The sequence below is a fragment of the Agrobacterium sp. AGB01 genome, from assembly GCF_014851585.1.
Classification (GTDB): Bacteria; Pseudomonadota; Alphaproteobacteria; order Rhizobiales; family Rhizobiaceae; genus Agrobacterium.
In genome coordinates this window covers 516730-529551 of sequence record NZ_JACVAB010000003.1, presented here as the reverse complement: position 1 = coordinate 529551, position 12822 = coordinate 516730, and the positions used below count along the sequence as shown (strand labels likewise).

The following is a 12822-nucleotide window of genomic DNA, read 5'->3' as shown; positions in this document are numbered from 1 at the left end:
AAGACAAGCACATGCAAAATCTGTCGATGGCATGGGATCGGGGCGAGGCAGCACTGCAAAGTCTGGGCGGCATGCTGGGACCGGTATCGTTTATCCTTGAGGACGGACGGTCAGTTTCGCCTTTGCATGTTGCTCCCTGGGCAAATGAGGATATGGCCGATCAACCGGCCATCCTTCAGCGTTTGCGTGGTGAATGGCCCTGCGTGCCATTTGGTGCGGTTCCGGACCGGCCACTTCCCGAGCGCTGGCGCGAGGCGCAAAGACACGCTGTCATCTCTGATCCTGCTTTCGATGATCCGCATGGCTTTGGTTCAAACCACCATTGGGCCATCTCGGCTGGCGGTGATGGTGAGCTTGTTGCGGAAATTGAATATCCTCGGGAAAGCGTGATCAAATCCCTGCAAAGGCGTATTGTAGCTGTGACGGGTAAAGCGGGGCTCGAATTTGAGCTGACGATCACGGCGCGGCGCGATTGCGAGATACCGATTGGCCTGCATCCCTGTTTTGCTTTGCCGGAAACGCCTGGTGCCATCAGGCTTCACACCGGTCCGCACAGTGGTGTGTGGACACACCCTCTGGATGAACGCCAGCCATTGTCGCGTTTTGCAGAGGATCAATGTTTCGCAGACCTGTCCGCTTTGAAGAGCCGCGACGGCGATGAGGTCGATGCCACCGCTTTACCATTTGCCGGGCAATCCGAAAATCTTCTTCTGGTAACGGGCATTGAAGGGCGGTTGGCTCTCGACAATCTTGAGCAGAATTATTGCACCGTTCTTGAATGGGATCGTGAAAGCTTCCCGAGCCTGATGTTGTGGATGTCCAATCGCGGCCGCAGCCAGCGCCCGTGGCTCAACAGGCATCTGGCACTTGGGGCAGAGCCAGTGAGGGCGGCGTTCGATCTCGGTGTGGGCATTTCAGCTGCCTCAAATCCGCTCAACCAGGCAGGTGTGCCAACAGCGTGGCGTTTTACGGCCGGTGAAAGCCTGACAACACAATATTCGATTTCAGCTTCTGTTCTGCCATGACCGCAATATTGCCACCGGGTTAAAGCCGTGCAGGCCCGGTGGATTCACGCTCAACCAGAGTAACCGGCAAGCGCAGCACTCCCATGGCTGGAAGGTCCTTTTCCTTGCGGTGTGCATCAATCAATTTTTCTAACCGCTCGACAGCCTGCAGACCAACCTCACGAATGGGCTGTGCGACAGTGGTAAGGCGCGGCAACATGTGTGACGCTTCCGGCAGGTCATCAAAGCCGATCACCGAATAATCCTGCGGCACCGAGTGCCCTTGGTGGTGAATGGCATGGATGGCGGCAATTGCGGCAATATCGGTTGTCCCAATCAGCCCCGTTACGTCGGGACAGTCGCGCAACAGCTGTTGCGCCATCTCGTGGATTTCCGCAAAGCGATGTTCCTCGCCAATTGCTTCCTTGGCAGGCGCAAGTCCGTGAGCAGCAAGTTCCTGGCGCACACCGTCAAGGCGCAACTGAATAGGCTGGCTGTGACCGGGTGCGCCGATGACGGCGATTTTGCGGTGGCCAAGGTCGAGAAGATGTTTCGCCATCATGCGTCCACCCTCGATATGGTCAGCCATAACAGCATCTTTCGAAATGCCGCTCATTTCGCGGTCAATTCCGACGATTGGAATTTGTGTATTGGCGAGAGAACGGAAATGCGACAGGTCGCCAAAGGCGCTTGCAACAATGACGCCGTCGACACGCTGCGACAAAAGCATGGAAATATAGCGTTCTTCATGTTCGCGGTTTTCAGCGGTGCTGCAAATCAGCGTCTGATAACCCCGTTCAAAAAGCTGTTGTTCGATGCTGTGGGCAAGAATACCAAAAAACGGCAGATCGATTGATGGCAACAACAAGCCAATCATGCGGCTTGGTTCGCCGCGCAGCATGCGCGCGCCCTTGCTCGGGGTGTAGTTGAGTTCCTTGATTGCCGCCTCGACCTTTTCACGTACATCTGCGGACGTGTAGCCGCTGTTGTTCAGCACGCGCGAGACTGAGGTAACGGAGGTTCCCGCCAATTTGGCAATGGTTCTAATGCTTGTTTTCACGTCGATGGGTTCCATACCCAGAGGGTATTCAGTCAATACTTGGAAAAAGCGATGTTCACAAGTTTTATCAGTGCCTTATCGTGATTGAGGCGAGACAAAACGGATGGTCTCATCATGCAATTCGCCATCGGTCCCCAGTATGGCCCGCCACTGCCGGTTGCCACACCGCAAGGTAAGCCGCCAGGTGTTGGCGTCACTGTCGCGGCCTTCCTCGACCAGACTGTGAACGAGGTTGCGCCGCATCAGGTCGCGCACGGCATTTTCCTGCAGGCCGAAGCGGCTGGCAATGAATTCTGCATCGAGAATGAAGTTTCCGTCTTCATCGCGCTTTGCAGAAGGGGCTTTTTTGTCAGGTGATACTGTTGGAGGCTGGCTCATGGTGGCTGGTGATTTCCGCACAAATGGCGTTGGTTGTTTTCGCTTGAGGATAATGCGCAGACGCGCGATGCGCCAGTGATCGACTGACGCATCAATTCCTGAATTTCAAACGATCGATACGAGCTCGCGAGAAAGACGGTTCATGGTATCTGCGCCAGTGGATGTGATCAGGAATTGCTCCTCGATCATCAGTGCACCAAGGCCATTGGCATAAAATGGCGCTTCCAATGCCAGCACCATATTGGGTTCTATGGTGATGTCATTGCCATGTGAGATAAATGGCCATTCTTCGATGCCAACTGCGGCGCCAACCGAGTGGCCGAAATGGCCGCGATAATATTCTTCAAAGCCGAGTTTGCGCATGTTTGCCAACATGACCGCGTGGACCTGCCCGAATGTATTGCCGGGTTTGAGGGCGTCCCCACCGATAAGAAACGTTTCGAGCAACGCCTTATAGACTTCGCTGGCAAGTGGTGACGGCTGACCAAAGACGAATGTTCGCGCACCATCGGAGGAGTATCCACCGACGAGCGTACCGACATCGGCCTTTATTAGGTCGCCGTCTTTGACAGTTGCTGCCATGTTTTGCAGATCTGCGCCGATGGAGATGTAATCCCAGTGTCCTGAAAGAACCTCACCATTGGCGATTGCTGCATCTGTCGCACCTGTGAGCCACGAGGTGGATAAATCCTTGATGCTGGAACCTGATTTTGCTGATTTTGCCAGCCGTTGCAACCCGGCTTCCGCATAGGATGCAGCATTGCGCAAACGCTGGATTTCAGAGGGATTCTTGATCATCCGCAGCCGTTTGACGATGCCGGAGGCGTCCTGCCAGTCGACTGTCGGGATCGTCTTTTTCAGTTTCGTGAAATCGGCGGTGGGCATGAATTCGAGATCGACACCGAGGCGTGCATGATCGAGACCACGCTCCTTTATGATGTCGGCCAGAAGCTGAAAACATGCCTGTTGGTCAAAAGTTTCAGGCCTCGGCCCAATATTATTGCTGTTGCGATAGGCCGCATTGATGTCTGAAATGGAGGTTGCCTCGTGGAGAGACACGGCATCGATCCAGATGCGGTGTGAACGCAGATCGATCGATTGGCGCAAATGGCCTGTCCCGGCAAAAACATGGTCGCTGACGACTGCGGCGAGCCTCGATGTGCTGTCGGCCGGGACCAGTGCGATAGCCGAGCCCGCACGCCCCCACATGGTGGCAACGCCCGCGCTTATGCCGGTCGCATAACGGAAGGTTTCCGGCTGGAATAAAACCATGCCGTCCAGCCCCGAGGCGCCCAGCAGTTGCTGCGCCCGTTCGCGATCCATATCCGCCATAATGTCCTCTTGTCGTCGATTCCAGATTTGATGGAATGAAGTTTATCCTGTCCGACGAAAACATGCCTCTGCCAATTTAGCAAAAAATCTCTACGTAATGATCTTCAATCGAGATAAATTTCTATGAAACAATTATAAATAGGTGTTCAGCCAGATATCGATCCTATCGGCGTGATTGTATAATCTCTGTCGACGGCAAGCCACAACAGCCAGCAATTTCGAACAGGAGAATAACATGAGCGGTTTCAAAACCCGCAACGGCACCATGAAACACACCAACCGGGCTGTAACGACCGCACTTGCGATCGTGCTTGGAGCCGGCGTGTTCACGCATGCGTTTGCTGCTGAAAACAATCCGGATGCTACAATCAATATCGGTTCGCTCTATGAGCCACAGAACCTTGATAACACCGCCGGTGCAGGTCAGGGTATCAACGAAGCCTTTAATGGCAACGTTTATGAAGCGCTTTTCCGCCTTGATGATGATGGCTCCGTACAGCCCGCCCTGTCGAAAGAGTTCACTGCAAGCGAAGATGGTTTGACATACACCTTCAAACTTCAGCCTGGTGTGACCTTCCATTCGGGTGCGCCGCTGACCTCGAAGGCCGTCAAGTTCTCTATTGAGCGCGTTGCTGCGCCGGAATCGAAAAGTTCGCGCAAGAACAGCCTGAAGACAATTGCCGGTATCGAAACCCCTGACGATGAAACGGTTGTCATCAAGCTGTCGTCGCGTTCGATCTCGCTGCCGTATAATCTCAGCTATGTCTGGATCGTCAATGATGAAGCGACGGACCTGCAGGCGAAAGAAGACGGTACCGGTCCATATGCGCTCGAAGATTGGCGTCGCGGTTCATCGCTGGCCATCAAACGCTTTGACAAGTACTGGGGCGAAAAGCCGAAAAATGGCGAAGTTGTTTTTCAGTATTTCACCGAAGCAACTGCGCTGAACAATGCGCTGCTGACCGGTTCGGTTGATGTGATCACCTCGGTGCAGAGCCCGGATTCTCTGGCGCAGTTCAAGGATAATCCTGACTTTACCGTCAGCGAAGGCAAGTCCACCACCAAGCTTTTGCTTGCCTATAATGACCGCGTTGCACCATTCGACAACGTCAAGGTTCGCAAGGCGCTCGCCCGCGCAATTGATGACGAAAAGCTGCTCAAGGCCGTTTGGGGTGATTACGGTACTCTGATCGGTTCCTTCGTACCGCTAACCGATCCATGGTATGTCGATCTGACCAAAGTTGATGCCTATAATCCTGACAGCGCCAAGGAATTGTTGAAGGAAGCCGGCTATCCCGATGGCTTCACCTTCACCATCGACACGCCGAACTACGACCCGCATCCGATTGCTGCCCAGTTTATCCAGAGCGAACTGGCCAAGGTGGGCGTGAAGGTCAACATCAACATCATTACCGCCAATGAGTGGTACACAAAAATCTACAAGGCGCATGATTTCCAGGCGACCCTGCAGGAGCACGTGAACCACCGTGATATCGTGTTCTACGGTAACCCGGACTTCTACTGGGGTTATAACAACCCTCAGGTTGTTGATCTGATCAAGCAGGCGGAAGCCAGTGCAACGACCGATGAACAGACCGCAAAACTGACCGAAGCAAACAAGATCATTGCTGAAGATGCAGCCAGCAACTGGTTCTATCTCTATCCGCAGATTGTTGTTTCGAAAAAGTCGGTCGGCGGTTATTCGCTGAACGGATTGAACTCGCAGTTCTTCGCTTACGACATCACCAAAGCCGAATAAGCAGAGAAACTCTATACTCGACACAGAACGCCGCCTGAATTATTTTCCGGCGGCGTTGCTGCGTTTGCTGTAATCCGTTGATCTTGTATAAGGAAATGGTCAGAAGCAAACTGTGAAATGTCAGCCGATGAGCGGACCGGACGTCGGCAGCTCATGCTTGAGAGGTAAGCGTCATATTTTCCTATCTTGTTCGCCGCTCGGCCATTCTGGTCCTGTCGGTTGTTATCGCTTCTCTCGTCCTGTTTCTTTTGCTGCGGCTGCTGCCGGGTGATCCTGCCAATGCGCTTGTTTCTGTCGGTGCCGATGCCGTGCAGATTGAGGCAGCACGCCGGCAAGTTGGTTCCGATCTGCCACTTTACGAGCAGTTTTTGCGCTTCATCAGCAGTCTTGCACGCTTTGACCTTGGAAACTCATTCGTCAGTGGTGCGCCCGTGCTGTCTGAAATCGGCAAGCGGTTGATTGTGACCGTACCGCTCACGTTGATGGCGTTTTTTGTTGCGATCGCGATCGCTGTTCCGCTCGGGATTTTGTCGGTGGTGCGTCAGAACCGCTGGTATGGGACGGTGATATCCGTCGTTTCACAGCTCGGTATCGCGGTTCCAGTCTTCTGGATCGGCATTCTGCTGGTCGGCATTTTTGCGGTTAACCTGCGGCTGTTTCCATCGGGCGGCTTTCCGTCTCGTGGATGGCAAACCGCGCCTGCCGCGTTTCAATCCCTTGTGCTGCCCGTTGCGACCATCGCCATCGTCATGTCAGCCTCTTTGATCCGCTATGTTCGTTCTGCGACGCAGGATGTGCTGGGCAGTGATTATCTGCGCACCGCACGTGCGCTCGGTGCGACGTTTTCGCAGGCGCTGATCCGCCACGGAATTCGAAACGGCGCTGTGCCGGTCATTTCCATTATCGGTATCGAACTGGCGTCCACATTGCTTGGCGCTGTGGTGGTTGAGCGGGTGTTTTCGCTTCCCGGCCTCGGCTCCATGCTGCTTTTAGGCATTGAGCAGCGCGATTATCCGAATGTTCAGGGCGTGCTTTTTATCTCGACATTGTTGGTGCTGCTTGTCGGTTTTGCGGCTGATCTGGCGCAACGAATTATTGATCCGCGATTGCGCAATCGTGTAGTAGGAGGTGGCGCATGAGCGATCGTCATATGACCCTTCCTGTGGAGACAGCCGAAGCGAAGATAAAACTGCCATTGCCGCTGCTGATTGGTGGTCTGTTTGTCGGGTTGCATCTGGCAATCGCGCTTCTGTCACTGTTTTGGACACCTTACGGTGTCAGCGACATGGTGGGTGGGAGGCTTGAAGGTCCATCGCTCATTCATTGGGCGGGAACCGACAGGCTGGGCCGCGACCTGATGACACAAATCATGATTGGCTCGCGGATCGCTCTCATTGTCGGCTGTGGTGCGGTTGCCATCAGTGCATTGATCGGGGTGACAATTGGCATACTCTCGGCATTTGCAACGCAGACACTGGATGATGTGCTGGCCGCGACGCTTGATATTCTGATTGCCTTTCCGACACTGCTTCTGGCCATGCTGATTGTCGCCTCAAGCGATGGAGCAAGCCTTTGGACTGCAATCCTTGCCATCGGTATTGCCGGTTCTGCCATTGTCGCCAGACTGACCCGCATTCTGGCAAAGCGTGTCTTGGCGATGGATTACATAACGGCCTCCAGAATATCTGGAACCTCGTGGCTGGGCATCGTTCGTATTCACGTCCTTCCCAACATCTGGCCGACATTGATCGTCAATTTTGCCCTGCAATTCGGCTTGGCCGTCATTGCGGAGGCGTCGCTCTCCTATCTTGGACTTGGCGCGCCGCCCCCCAATGCATCGTGGGGCAGATTGCTGCAGGAAGCACAGGCATCCGTTTATACAGCACCTTTTGGTGCCATTGCTCCGGGTCTTGCTCTGGTGTCTCTGGTGATCGGGTTGAACTTGTTTGCCGATGGCCTGCGTGATGCGGCAGATCCAACACGCAGGAGACAGAGATGAGCGTTTTGCTGTCGGTTGAAAATCTTGAAATCGAAACCGCAGGCCGCAAGCTGGTTTCAGGCATCTCCTTCTCAATCTCCCAGGGTGAGCGGGTTGGACTTATTGGTGAGTCCGGCTCGGGCAAATCATTGACGGCGCTTGCTGCTATGGGGCTGCTGACCGACGCCATGCGAGCAAGCGGCTCTATTATCCTTGATGGACAGCAGGTGATCGGGGCAAAAGACCGTGATCTCGTGCCTTTGCGCGGCAACAGCGTGGCGGCGGTATTTCAGGAGCCGATGACAGCGCTTGATCCATTGATGCAAATTGGCGACCAAGTCGCAGAAGTCGTATCTCGCCGTGCTTTACGCGATCGGCAGAGAGCTTCGAAGGCCGAGATTCACAAACGGGTTGTGGCGTTGCTGGAGCGCGTTGCATTGCCGGATCCGGAGCGGATTGCTGCGTCTTGGCCGCATGAAATCTCCGGCGGCCAACGGCAGCGTGCGGCGATCGCAATGGCCTTGGCCTGCCGCCCCAAGCTGCTGATTGCGGATGAACCGACAACTGCACTTGATGTCACAACGCAGGCCGAAATCCTGAAACTGCTTGAGGCGCTCGTGCGGGATGAAGGCATGGGGCTGCTGTTTATCAGTCATGACTTGCCAGTTGTTGCGACGGTAACAGAACGCGCACTTGTTTTGCGGCAAGGAGAGTTGATTGAGCAAGGACCAGTAGGATCCCTGTTTTCTCAACCCGCGCATCCTTATACGCAGGGGTTGGTTGCCGCGGCCCGTGCCTTTGACAAGGCGTTGGAGATTGCGTCATGAGCCTGCTGAATTTGTCCAATGTGTCGTTTTCCTACACCGCAGGAAAACCGGTGTTGCATGAAATCAACCTGACGCTGGAGGCTGGCAGCAATCTGGGAATTGTTGGCGAATCCGGTTCCGGTAAAACAACCATGCTGAAGCTCTTGCTCGGGCTTCAGCGAGCGTCTGCTGGACAGGTTTCTTTCCGTGAAGAGGCGCTTGATATCAAAAATAGCGGTTTCATGCGTGGCTTTCGTCGCAGCGTGCAGGCCGTGTTTCAGGATCCCTATTCGTCGCTTGATCCCCGTCAGCGTGTGTTCGACATTATTGCCGAACCACTGCGTTCTCTCAAAATCGAAACAGATATCACACGGGCTGTGTCGCAGGCTCTGGCAGCGGTTGACCTGCCTGCGGATGCACTCAAACGTTATCCTCATGAATTTTCCGGTGGTCAGCGTCAACGTATTGCGATTGCCCGTGCGATTGTCTCAAGCCCCGATCTCATCATTGCTGACGAAGTGGTCAGTGCCCTTGATCTCTCCACGCGCGCCCGTATCATCGAGTTGCTGCGGGACCTGTCAAGACACATGACTTTTGTTGTGGTGTCGCATGATATTGCACTCGTTTCCATGCTTTGCGACAGGTTGATCGTACTTGAAAAGGGCAAGATCGTAGAGCAGGGCGCGACACGCGATATCCTCGCCAACCCTTCCCACAGCTATACCCGTAACTTGCTTGCCAGCACACCCCGCATGCCCAGGGCCGGCTGAACCTTCTCATCAATCCCCCGAACTCGAATGATGGGGGATTGCGCAACGTGCTGCGCTGCGTCATGAATTGCGCCATGACGCACCCGGACCTGACAATCCTCGTTATTGATGAAAACGCTATCCGTGCTTCCATTATCGAGGAAGGCTTGCGGGAGGCCGGGCATAGTCGTGTCACAGTCATCCATGAGGTCCATGGAGTGGCGCGTACCATCGAGACACTCTGTCCTGATGTCATCGTTATCGATATCGAAAATCCGAATCGCGACATGATGGAGCATCTGTTCCAGTTAACCCGGACGGTTGGGCGGCCGATTGCCATGTTTGTGGATCGCTCGGATACGGCCTCGATTGAGGCGGCTGTTGAAGCGGGTGTTTCCGCCTACATTGTTGACGGGTTGAAGAAGGAACGGGTCAAGCCGATCCTCGATATGGCAGTCAGTCGCTTTAATGCGTTTAGCCGTTTGCAGCGTGAACTGGCGGAGGCAAGATCGGCGCTGGAAGAGCGCAAGATTGTTGAGCGCGCCAAGGGCATCTTGATGAAAATGCGCGGGCTGTCCGAAGAGGAGGCCTTCGCGCTGCTGCGACAGACCGCCATGAACGAAAAGAAAAAACTGTCTGAAATTGCGCAAAGCGTGGTTACAGCCGCCGGTTTGCTGATGTAACGCCCGGAGGAGAATTGATCTCGGGCGTCACGCGCACACTGACGGTAGATGTGGAGTGAATGACATGACGGCAAACGGTAGTGGAACCAACAGGCAGGGTGAAAACGCGGCGTCTCATGCTGCGCCGGAATTGATCGGTAACGACCGACAGCGCACACTGCGCGCTGGCTTCATTCCACTGGTTGATGCGTCTGTGCTGATTGCTGCCGCAGAATTCGGATTTGCTTCCAAAGAAGGCCTGAGCCTTGATCTGGTGAAGGATGTTTCCTGGGCGAATGTGCGCGACAGATTGGCGTTTCGCCAGTTCGATATAGCGCACATGCTGTCGCCCATGCCTGTGGCCTCAATGCTTGGCCTTGGCTCAAACCCGTCGCCGACCATCACGCCGTTTTCTCTGGGACGTGGCGGTAACGCGATTACGCTATCCAGTCGGCTTTTCGTCAAAATGCGCGAGACAACCGGTTTGTCGGAAACGGCAAATGCGTTGGAAAACGCTGTCGCACTCAAGCGGGTGCTTGAAACTCTGCGTGAGCAGGGTGAGCCACAGCCTACCTTCGGTGTGACTTATCCGTTCTCATCGCACAATTATGAGTTCCGATATTGGCTTGCCGCCGGCGGCATTGATCCTGATCGTGATGTCAAACTTGTCGTCGTGCCTCCGCCTCTCACCTCGGATGCGTTGGCTGCGGGCGCTATTGATGGTTTTTGTGTCGGAGCGCCATGGAATATGGTGGCCTCTGAGCGCGGTGTTGGCAAGATTGTCGCCGCCAAGCAGGACATCTGGCCTTCTGCACCTGAAAAGGTCATTGGCATGCGCCCTGAATGGGCAGAAACACAGCAGGAATGTGTGGCGCGGTTGCTCGTTGCGCTGGACGCGGCGGCGCGGTGGTGCGATGCGCCTGACAATCATGATGCGCTCAGCAGTGCGCTGGCTGACCCGCGCTACATCGGCGCTTCGCCTGAGATTTTACGGCAAGTACTGGCGGGTGAGTTCAACATTGATGATCGCGGCAACCGTCGGGTCATCAGCCGTTATTTCACCTTCCATGGTGACCATGCCAATTATCCCCGGCAGAGCCAGGCCCTGTGGATTTATAGCCAGATGATCCGCTGGGGGCAGACGAGTTTTTCATCGCAAGGAGCCGATGCTGCCGCATCTTCATATCGGCCTGATATCTATCGCGCAGCACTCGGGGACGTAAGTCTACCGTCTGATGCTGATATTCGCGTTGAAGGTGCTGATACTGATGATCGTTTCATGGACGGACATGTGTTCGATCCGGCCTCCATTGAACGCTACGTTGAGGCATTCGCGGTGCGCCGGAAAACCGGCGAACTTGCACGTCGCGATCACGAATAAAATCTGCCAGCTGCACAAACACTGCCCAAAACAAGTTTCGTACTTTGCAGCAATTGCATAAATAACACCCTATTCTTGTGCGGCCTAAAAAATGGGCTTTTGATTTTCCGTTCAAAATAATCGTTTGAATACAGAGCTTTGTTGTCCGATTCTCGAACTGGCACACTGATTGCTTTGTATTTTGCGCAGCGGTCAATGGAGATCGCGGCAAGCTGGGTGCGGGATATGCACCCACAGAAGACACGGACGTCGCAAGGTTTTGCTGCCCGGGACATTGGATCCTGATGGCGCAATATCCGAGCGGCGTTTTTTTATTTCCGGATTTTTTTCGCAAGAAACAAACCACCGTTCTGGTGGTCACCAAAAGGGGAACATGCGAATGAAAAATATACTCACGGGGTCTGTTAGTCGCCGCGGTCTTTTGAAAACCACAGCAACCGCTGCCCTGATTACGGCGATCCGGTCAGCATTTCCATCCGGTGCCTTTGCTGCCGCTGCCACTCCGGAAGTGACAGGAGCAAAGCTTGGTTATATCGCCCTGACGGATGCCGCTCCTTTGGTGGTGGCAGCGGAAAAAGGTCTGTTTGCCAAACATGGCATGCCGGATGTTGAGGTTATCAAGCAGGCGTCCTGGGGTGCGACACGCGATAATCTGGTGCTGGGTGGTGCCTCTAACGGCATTGATGGCGCGCATATTCTGACGCCAATGCCTTATCTCATGCATACCGGTAAGGTAACGCAAAACAATGTGCCGGTGCCGATGGCAATTCTTGCTCGCCTCAACCTTGATAGTCAGGGCATTTCGGTCGCCAAGGAATATGCCGAGACAGGCGTTCAGCTTGATGCGTCGAAATTGAAGGCAGCGTTTGAAAAAAAGAAAGCTGAAGGCAAGGAAATCAAGGCCGCCATGACGTTCCCTGGTGGAACACACGATCTGTGGATCCGCTATTGGCTGGCTGCGGGGGGGATCGATCCCGACAAGGACGTGTCCACCATTGTCGTTCCTCCTCCGCAGATGGTCGCCAATATGAAGGTTGGCAACATGGATGTTTTCTGTGTTGGTGAACCGTGGAATGAGCAACTCGTCAATCAGGGTATCGGCTTCACAGCCTGTACCACCGGCGAGCTGTGGATGGGACATCCCGAAAAGGCGCTCGGCATGCGTGCCGATTGGGTCGAGAAAAATCCAAATGCTGCAAAGGCCCTGCTCATGGCCGTGATGGAGGCGCAGCAGTGGTGCGACAGCATGGACAACAAGGATGAGATGTCCACGATCCTTGGCAAGCGTCAATGGTTTAACGTGCCCCCGAAAGATGTTTTGGGCCGCCTAAAAGGCGACATCAACTACGGCAATGAACGTATCGTTCACGGCAGTGATCTCTATATGAAGTTCTGGAAAGACGGTGCGTCTTATCCATACAAGAGCCACGACACGTGGTTCATTGCTGAAAATGCCCGCTGGGGCAAGTTTGCACCAGACACTGATATCAAGGCGCTGGTCGATCAGGTCAACCGCGAGGACCTGTGGCGGGAAGCAGCGCAAGCGCTTGGCGTCGCTGCTGCCGATATTCCTGCCTCACCTTCGCGTGGCAAGGAAACATTCTTCGACGGCAAGGTCTTCGATCCGGAAAACCCATCATCCTATCTCGAAAGTCTCAGCATCAAAGTTGCCTCCTGAGGAGGAGAGCGGGGATATGTCATGCTTGAGCGTCG

General features: G+C 54.5%; 12 protein-coding genes. 9 read left to right on the top strand and 3 right to left on the bottom strand.

Annotation, left to right across the window (positions count from 1 at the left end; all coding sequences use genetic code 11):
- The first annotated feature begins 11 nt into the window (after window positions 1-11).
- Window positions 12-1025, top strand: a complete 1014-nt coding sequence (locus IB237_RS14215; RefSeq protein ID WP_192489303.1) for a hypothetical protein — start codon at window positions 12-14, stop codon at window positions 1023-1025.
- 19 nt (window positions 1026-1044) lie between these two features.
- Here IB237_RS14215 and IB237_RS14210 read toward each other — a convergent pair whose 3' ends face one another.
- From IB237_RS14210 to IB237_RS14200, 3 genes are all read right to left on the bottom strand, one after another.
- On the bottom strand, window positions 1045-2064 hold the full coding sequence (locus IB237_RS14210) for a LacI family DNA-binding transcriptional regulator (protein WP_192489302.1): 1020 nt from the start codon (window positions 2062-2064) through the stop codon (window positions 1045-1047).
- 75 nt (window positions 2065-2139) lie between these two features.
- Window positions 2140-2442, bottom strand: coding sequence for a DUF6522 family protein (locus tag IB237_RS14205; RefSeq protein WP_192489301.1), 303 nt, complete (start codon window positions 2440-2442; stop codon window positions 2140-2142).
- 105 nt (window positions 2443-2547) lie between these two features.
- Window positions 2548-3774 (bottom strand): Xaa-Pro peptidase family protein, encoded by a 1227-nt coding sequence (locus IB237_RS14200; protein ID WP_192489300.1) that lies wholly within the window; start codon window positions 3772-3774, stop codon window positions 2548-2550.
- A gap of 235 nt (window positions 3775-4009) precedes the next feature.
- Here IB237_RS14200 and IB237_RS14195 point away from each other — a divergent pair, with 235 nt between their 5' ends.
- The 8 genes from IB237_RS14195 (at window position 4010) to IB237_RS14160 (ending at window position 12787) form a co-directional block, all read left to right on the top strand.
- The gene (locus tag IB237_RS14195; protein ID WP_192489299.1) at window positions 4010-5533 is read left to right on the top strand and encodes an ABC transporter substrate-binding protein; all 1524 of its coding nucleotides are present in this window, start codon (window positions 4010-4012) and stop codon (window positions 5531-5533) included.
- A 173-nt stretch (window positions 5534-5706) separates the two neighbouring features.
- Window positions 5707-6672 carry an ABC transporter permease gene (locus IB237_RS14190; protein WP_192489453.1) on the top strand — a complete coding sequence of 322 codons (966 nt, stop codon included), beginning with the start codon at window positions 5707-5709 and terminating at the stop codon, window positions 6670-6672.
- Window positions 6669-7532 carry an ABC transporter permease gene (locus IB237_RS14185; RefSeq protein WP_246787915.1) on the top strand — a complete coding sequence of 288 codons (864 nt, stop codon included), beginning with the start codon at window positions 6669-6671 and terminating at the stop codon, window positions 7530-7532. Before IB237_RS14190 ends, IB237_RS14185 begins: the two co-directional genes overlap by 4 nt.
- Complete coding sequence (locus tag IB237_RS14180) at window positions 7529-8338, top strand: ABC transporter ATP-binding protein (RefSeq protein WP_192489298.1); 810 nt, start codon at window positions 7529-7531, stop codon at window positions 8336-8338. Before IB237_RS14185 ends, IB237_RS14180 begins: the two co-directional genes overlap by 4 nt.
- Window positions 8335-9087, top strand: coding sequence for an ABC transporter ATP-binding protein (locus tag IB237_RS14175; protein WP_192489297.1), 753 nt, complete (start codon window positions 8335-8337; stop codon window positions 9085-9087). Before IB237_RS14180 ends, IB237_RS14175 begins: the two co-directional genes overlap by 4 nt.
- 62 nt (window positions 9088-9149) lie before the next feature.
- Entirely contained in the window at window positions 9150-9749 is a 600-nt protein-coding gene (locus IB237_RS14170) for an ANTAR domain-containing response regulator (RefSeq protein ID WP_192489451.1), read from the top strand.
- Window positions 9750-9813: 64 nt separating this feature from the next.
- Window positions 9814-11109 carry a CmpA/NrtA family ABC transporter substrate-binding protein gene (locus IB237_RS14165; protein ID WP_192489296.1) on the top strand — a complete coding sequence of 432 codons (1296 nt, stop codon included), beginning with the start codon at window positions 9814-9816 and terminating at the stop codon, window positions 11107-11109.
- Window positions 11110-11488: 379 nt separating this feature from the next.
- Window positions 11489-12787, top strand: a complete 1299-nt coding sequence (locus IB237_RS14160) for a CmpA/NrtA family ABC transporter substrate-binding protein (RefSeq protein ID WP_192489295.1) — start codon at window positions 11489-11491, stop codon at window positions 12785-12787.
- Window positions 12788-12822: the final 35 nt, after the last annotated feature.